Raw genomic sequence first — 4,256 nt, 5'->3', positions numbered from 1 at the left:
CGTAGAACCGCCTGACCAGCGGCACCGCCCGTCCTCCGTGAAAGGCATCGACCGGCGGAAACCCTGGTTTGCCGGCGAGGACCGGCAACCGTTTCTGCGCCCATTCCTTGGCGTATGTCTTGCCCACGATCGCCTCGGCGATCTCGATATCGGTCGCGAAAAGCGGGAGGTCGTCGAGCTGGCTTCGAAAGGTCACCGCCGCGTCCGCCGCGCGGCGATATACCTATCGTTTGCATCATCAGGAGCGCAAGGCGTGCAAACGGTCACCCCTGAAGACAGCGTCTTGCCGTCGTATCGATGAGGGCCGAACTGAAACCATTGTTTGCATGACGGGCAACGGTGAAAGACCTTGCCGTCTCTCATCTCCATGTCCGACATGTTCTCAGCCGAATTCTATCTGGATCAGACTTTCGCCCCTGGTCTTGAAGCAAGAGAAACTTAGGGGTTGACCATGATCGCAGGTGCCAAAAATCATCTCGGCATGGTCAGGTAGGTCTGCGATGGCGTTTCTGAGGTCGCCGACAGTCAGTGGGCCGCCCCCGCCTGATCTCATCCAGCCTGTCGCTACGTGCTCTCGATTATAATTCCGTCTCTCCACCATCGCCCTACCTCCGCTCGATTCGCATGTTCGCGTGTATGGATTAGGGGAGCAAGTGGCGGCGCGGCTTTTATGAACCACCGCGTCGCTTGTCAGCCGTTCCCGACGATGCTGCCAAGATCGGCTTGACCGCGCAGCCTCACGCCGGCGCCCCCATCGACCTGCTCGCCATCGGCCACGAAGACAACACCGGCGGCTTCAAGGGCGAGCCGCAGCACCTGAACGGTCGCGTTCCGAGGCGTCGACGCGCCGATCTCGAATTGGCGGATCGTGACGACACCAACGCGAGATGCGTTAGCGAGAGCCTGCTGTGACCAACCCAACATCGCGCGGGCGGCGCGGCATTGCTCAGGTGTGATCATGTCCATTAGCGGTCCCTTCGCTGCTCACCGATAGTCAGCACTTACCACAAATGTTCAATATAGTGTCAATCTGTCGAAAAACGACAAAACTGATTGACATTCGATAGGTGACGCCTCAGCTTTCGATCTGCGGGAACAATCACGTTTTCGATCCCACAGGGGGGAATATCAATGCCGAACACCTCTGTTCGGGCAGCCGCCGAAGGCATGCCCATTAGCCGTCGCTCTCTCATGGGCGGAATAGCTGCCGTTCCCGCCGTGCTGGCCGCAGGCGCCGCAGTTGTCGCTCCGGACACGCCGTCGCAAGTCCACGCGTTGATCGACGCCCACAGGGCTGCCCTGGCGGCCTGGTTGGCTACGCTACCGTCGCAGGACAGCCAACACGACGACTTCGATCCCTCGCCAGCGGCAACGGCGCGCTATGACACAACTAGTGACGTTGAATGGGAGGCTCGCGAGGCGCTGTTGACCTTTCGGTGTCGGACCTTGGCCGAGATCGCCGCCAGGGCCGACTACCTTGCCGACCAGGAGGAGAACCGCAAGAGCATGAGCCTCGATCCCGCCCAGATGGAAATGCTGCTGGCCTCGATGAGGTCGGCGGCATGACCACCACTCCTGTTTCCGTCATGACGCTTGACGGTGAGGCTGCAAAGGCCATGCGAGCGGCGGCCGCAGAGATCGAGCGGGATGCCGCCTCTATCGCCAGCGCAATGGCGGCGATTCACGGCGGGGATTGGCATGTTCATATCGATCATCTAGCAGGGCTTGTGATGGTAGTGCGGCATTAGCTAAGCCCACCACCCCTATGATCGGCCCGCCGTCCGAAAGGCGGCGGGCCTAGTCGCTCCACCTAACCTTGCTGGGGCGGATGTGTCGCGTGTCAGCACCAAACTGCAGCTCCGCCTTGATGGCACTTGCTTCCACCATTGGGGCTATCTCAGATATCAACGCGTCGACGGCAGGGACGCACAGCGAAGGGCTGGGAATCGACAGAATGAAGCCGGTGGGATAGCGCAGATCGTAGTTTTCGTTGATGTGCGCGAGCTGCTTTGCCAGCGGTTTGACCAGCTGATCAGCAACTGTGAGACCTTGCCTTTCACACTCGTCGAAGACCAATCCGACATCATGTCGCAACAGGCCCTTGCCCAGCGCGATCTTTGGCGTCCCTTTCGCCACCAGATATGATTTGAGGACGACTTCAACGGCGTGGGAGAGTAGAAAATAGGCGGGAAAGCTGAGGCTGGCCTCCTCGCGCTCGGCGACGATCTGGAACGCCTGGTAGTAGGATCTTCCTCGCTTCAGCAAATCGCCAGCGAAGAGCCCGAGTGGCTGGGGCATTTCCCACAAAGCTGCAGAAACCTGCTTCAAACCAACCACGGTCATATGGACGTCCTTTGTCCGGCGGCCAAAACTGAGGATTTACGGGGATAAGCTGCCATTCACTGCCGGCGGCTCTTTCATCTGAATATAGTCTGGCTTCAGAAGCCACGCGCCTCTTTTGAAATCGGCTGGGCCAAGCGACAGGGTTCCAAGCTTAGGTCGCATGTTCTCGGCGCTGAGCGAGTACCGAAGAACAAACGTGGCGCTCTCAATCGAAATCCCACTCGCCTTGAACATCGGCAAATCGTAAGTGAACTCCATACCAAGATTTTCGAAAATTTGTGTTTCACCAGGGTTCACTACGAACCCTTCTGGGGCGATGTAGCGTTGATCTTGGCTAAACATTTGAAACTTTGTCAGGGGCTGCCTATGGGAGCCTCCATTCTTGGTCTTCACCCCCGAGCGTTCGACTACCATCAACGAGATGTGCTTTGCCGTCGCGAGCCCGGCGTTTCTTATCGCAAGTCTGATCGACCCATGGACTGTCGTTCCCGATGACATCCCACCTGTAAAGTCACAAACGAGGTCCAGATCAGGAGAGCCACTTCGACGAAATGCGTCCTCGATGTCGAAGTGCTCCATCGCGTAGCTGCTCGAAGCCGATCGCTTGAAATACTGCTTCGCCATGTTGCACATATGCGGACGACGCTCTGATCGAGGGACGTCGATCACCAAATAGCCTGCCCGATCATCTTTCGCAGAAGCAAAACCAGCGACTCGGACTCCGTCGTTTTTGGGCTGTAACAGATCTCCAACCAGGGAACTTACAGCACTGAGAGCTGCCTTCCAGTTGGGGATCGGATCCAACGCTTGCGCGGCGTCGACACCGTCGACGGTTCGACAGTCGACGCCAATCACCACAACCCCGCCTGCCGAGTTGCTGAAGGCGGACATTGCCTTTGCGATCGAGCGCCGCCCGTCTTTGGTCAGCTTTCCTTCGTCGGTGAAGAGCGCGCCTTGCTTGCCGACCGCCGAACCCTTGAAGTCGAGTTGCAAAGTTTCCTGCGTCTCCTGGAGGATTGATTCCTGCAGAAGAGCCTCGCCGCCAGTAGTTACCTCGTCGAACGTCATCTTTGCCAACCCCTTTCGGTGGACAGTGGAAAGGGCGGGTCGGCCTAGTCGTCAGCCTGCGAGCACCATCCCAATCGTTATTCCAACACCGATAGCGAAGCCAGTCACCAGATTTCCGGCAAGTCGGAACGCCCAAGCCGTAACGCCGCACCAGTTCCACCTCGGCTGAGACCGCTGCAAGCCAATTAGCTCATCAAAAACGTGTTCCATGGCATTTCTCTCCTTCGGGCGATTCCCGTTTAGATCGGCGCCTAGCGAAGTCGAGTTGTGTAGATATGCTGTAGATCGGCCGATTTTCGACCGTTCCTGAAAACTCTGCAAACCTTGGAAATGTTGGCTCCCCGGGCCGGATTCGAACCAGCGACCAACCGGTTAACAGCCGGTTGCTCTACCACTGAGCTACCGGGGAACGGAGGCTCTTATGTGAGTGGCGCAGCCTATAGCTGCCCTTTTCGGCTTTGCAAAGAAGCATTTCGCATTTTTCCGAGGCTTTTTCGCGCAGGGGTTTCTCGCAATCGTCGACAGATGCCCTCATATTAGCCGTCTTGGCAGGGGTAGGGAACCGAAAGCGCGGCTGCGGCCTTAGTTTAACGGTGCTCCTGAATGATCAAAACGGATTAACCTTTCGAGACGATGACAGCACAAGACAACCAGATGCCGGCGCGAAAAATCTCGGTTTTCGGGCGTGAGTTCAAGATGCCGCGCTCGCGCGGGCTCAGAATCACCATCGGTATCCTGCTGACCATCGGCGGCATCCTCGGTTTCCTGCCGATCCTCGGCTTCTGGATGGTTCCGCTCGGATTGCTGGTGCTGTCCTATGAATTCGCCATGGTTCGGCGTTACCG

The 4,256-nt window shown here is 57.8% G+C and carries 6 protein-coding genes, 1 tRNA gene and 1 pseudogene; 3 read left to right on the top strand and 5 right to left on the bottom strand.

Annotated elements, in window-relative coordinates; translation table 11 throughout:
* Both EN935_RS24595 and EN935_RS24585 read right to left on the bottom strand, forming a co-directional pair.
* Window positions 1-196: pseudogene (locus EN935_RS24595) on the bottom strand (hypothetical protein); the annotation flags it as partial.
* A 494-nt stretch (window positions 197-690) separates the two neighbouring features.
* The gene (locus tag EN935_RS24585; protein WP_348629911.1) at window positions 691-966 is read right to left on the bottom strand and encodes a helix-turn-helix domain-containing protein; all 276 of its coding nucleotides are present in this window, start codon (window positions 964-966) and stop codon (window positions 691-693) included.
* Window positions 967-1,131: 165 nt separating this feature from the next.
* On the opposite strand from EN935_RS24585, the gene EN935_RS24580 reads away from it, so the two are divergent.
* Together EN935_RS24580 and EN935_RS24575 are read left to right on the top strand one after the other, a co-directional pair.
* Window positions 1,132-1,566, top strand: a complete 435-nt coding sequence (locus tag EN935_RS24580; RefSeq protein WP_127263110.1) for a twin-arginine translocation signal domain-containing protein — start codon at window positions 1,132-1,134, stop codon at window positions 1,564-1,566.
* Window positions 1,563-1,748 carry a hypothetical protein gene (locus EN935_RS24575; protein WP_127263111.1) on the top strand — a complete coding sequence of 62 codons (186 nt, stop codon included), beginning with the start codon at window positions 1,563-1,565 and terminating at the stop codon, window positions 1,746-1,748. The genes EN935_RS24580 and EN935_RS24575 overlap by 4 nt, the downstream gene beginning before the upstream one ends.
* Window positions 1,749-1,797: 49 nt before the next feature.
* On the opposite strand, the gene EN935_RS24570 is transcribed toward EN935_RS24575, so the two are convergent.
* The 3 genes from EN935_RS24570 to EN935_RS24560 form a co-directional block, all read right to left on the bottom strand.
* Window positions 1,798-2,343, bottom strand: a complete 546-nt coding sequence (locus tag EN935_RS24570; protein WP_127263112.1) for a hypothetical protein — start codon at window positions 2,341-2,343, stop codon at window positions 1,798-1,800.
* Between the two features lie 36 nt (window positions 2,344-2,379).
* Window positions 2,380-3,411: an ATP-binding protein gene (locus EN935_RS24565; RefSeq protein WP_127263113.1), complete on the bottom strand. Its 1,032-nt coding sequence runs from the start codon at window positions 3,409-3,411 to the stop codon at window positions 2,380-2,382.
* Between the two features lie 334 nt (window positions 3,412-3,745).
* Window positions 3,746-3,820: transfer RNA gene (locus EN935_RS24560), tRNA-Asn, on the bottom strand.
* 245 nt (window positions 3,821-4,065) lie between these two features.
* Between EN935_RS24560 and EN935_RS24555 the strand changes: the two genes are divergently transcribed.
* Window positions 4,066-4,256 (top strand): hypothetical protein (locus EN935_RS24555; protein ID WP_245489039.1); only part of this gene is annotated, 191 nt, incomplete at its 3' end.

The organism is Mesorhizobium sp. M7D.F.Ca.US.004.03.1.1, from assembly GCF_003998635.1.
In the GTDB taxonomy this organism is placed as follows: Bacteria; Pseudomonadota; Alphaproteobacteria; order Rhizobiales; family Rhizobiaceae; genus Mesorhizobium; species Mesorhizobium loti.
Note: the sequence above shows the minus strand (reverse complement) of the source record. Positions and strands in the feature narration are given on the sequence as shown.

What these genes read in the sequence shown, in the direction of transcription:
- EN935_RS24585 (WP_348629911.1), bottom strand. Translation starts at nt 966, where the DNA reads ATGGACATGATCACACCTGAGCAATGCCGCGCCGCCCGCGCGATGTTG.
- EN935_RS24580 (WP_127263110.1), top strand. Translation starts at nt 1,132, where the DNA reads ATGCCGAACACCTCTGTTCGGGCAGCCGCCGAAGGCATGCCCATTAGC.
- EN935_RS24575 (WP_127263111.1), top strand. Translation starts at nt 1,563, where the DNA reads ATGACCACCACTCCTGTTTCCGTCATGACGCTTGACGGTGAGGCTGCA.
- EN935_RS24570 (WP_127263112.1), bottom strand. Translation starts at nt 2,343, where the DNA reads ATGACCGTGGTTGGTTTGAAGCAGGTTTCTGCAGCTTTGTGGGAAATG.
- EN935_RS24565 (WP_127263113.1), bottom strand. Translation starts at nt 3,411, where the DNA reads ATGACGTTCGACGAGGTAACTACTGGCGGCGAGGCTCTTCTGCAGGAA.